This is a genomic window from Streptomyces sp. NPDC058701 (assembly GCF_042715295.1).
Classification (GTDB): domain Bacteria; phylum Actinomycetota; class Actinomycetes; order Streptomycetales; family Streptomycetaceae; genus Streptomyces.
The window spans coordinates 1-1,409 of record NZ_JBHXSY010000143.1; the positions used below are offsets into that span (position 1 = coordinate 1).

At 68.1% G+C, this 1,409-nt stretch carries 1 protein-coding gene; it reads right to left on the reverse strand.

The window, feature by feature from the left end; translation table 11 throughout:
- Positions 1–200: 200 nt before the first annotated feature.
- Positions 201–1,322 carry an IS630 family transposase gene (locus ACFWW8_RS38585; protein WP_386537614.1) on the reverse strand — a complete coding sequence of 374 codons (1,122 nt, stop codon included), beginning with the start codon at positions 1,320–1,322 and terminating at the stop codon, positions 201–203.
- Positions 1,323–1,409 lie beyond the last annotated feature (87 nt).

Below are 1,409 nucleotides of genomic sequence, written 5' to 3' on the forward strand. Positions count from 1 at the left end.
ATCTGTGCTCTCGGGTACTCGCTCGGCTGTTTCCGGACGCACCGTCGTCCACGGAGACCTGGCCCACCCTCTTGTGGGCCACCGGACGCGCCGAACTACCCGGACACCCCCGTCTCAGCACATGGCGCTGGGACGGCACACCCCGGGCATAGGCTCAGGCGTCTCCGCCGCAGAGGAGAGGTTCGGTCGGGGTTGCCTGGTCAGGCTGCTGCTGAGATCGGTCGGCCACCCCAGCGGATGCCTTTCTCGCTTCGGATGCGTGCGCGTTCCTTACGCTCGGCGGCCAGGACGTCGCGGTGACGGGCGTTGGCGTTGCGCCAGCGCAGGTAGGCGTGCAAGGCCTGGGTCTGCACGGTGTGGTTGGGGTGGTTGGAGTTGGCGATGGTGAACTGCCTCAGCGGTCCGAAGTGCGCCTCGATGGGGTTCGCCCACGAGGCGTAGGTCGGGGTGAAGCACAACTCGACCTTGTTCTTCCTCGCCCAGCGGCGGATGTCGGCGCCCTTGTGGGCGGACAGGTTGTCCATGATCACGTAGATCGGTGCGCCGTCGGGCCGTGCGGCGCGGATCGACTTCAGCGCGGCCAACGTATTTCCGGTGCCCTTCTTGCGGCGGTTGACGCCCCACAGGCGGTCGTCGCCGACCGAGTAGCAGCCGTGGAGATACCGGACTCCGTGGGTGCGGTGGTAGGTGGCCGGCACACGGTCGGGGTGCTTGTGTTCGGCCCAGCCCGAGCCTGCGGTGGGCCGGATTCCGAGCGGGCCGAACTCGTCGAAGGCGAACACTCGGTCCGGGAAGCGGTCAAGGACCTCCTCGATCCGGTCCAGCTTCGCCTCGCGTTCCGGGTCGGGAGATTCCTTCCATGTCTTGGTGCGCTGGAAGGTGACACCGCGGCGGGCGAGCAGGCCGCGTAACGCCTCGCGGCCGATGCGGATGACCCGGCCGTGGACTTTCCGCAGGTAGGCGACGAGTTTGCGCAGCGACCAGCGGGTGAAGGGCTGGCCGAGCTTGGTGGGGCGGGTGGTGGCCATCTGGACGACGAAGTTCTCGTCGTCACGACTGAGCAGGCGGGGACGGCCTCCCGCCCATCGAGGGTCCAGGCATGCCAGGCCGATCTCGTTGAACTTGTGGATCACATCGCGCACGGTGTCCTCGTCGGCCTGCACCAGCTGGGCGATCACCGGCACCCGGTTCCCGCCGGCCGAGGCCAACAGCATCATCGCGCGCCGATAGCGCACTGAGTGGGTGCTGCCCCGACGCACGATCTGCTGCAGCCGCCGCCCTTCCTGGTCAGTCAGTCTGCGCACACGGACAGGCTCGGCCACCGCGCCTCCAGCGGTCGGATCGGACGTCACCGCACATCCAACCGCCACGACCGCCAACCCGGCGAACCTATGCGGTCAGAGCACTAG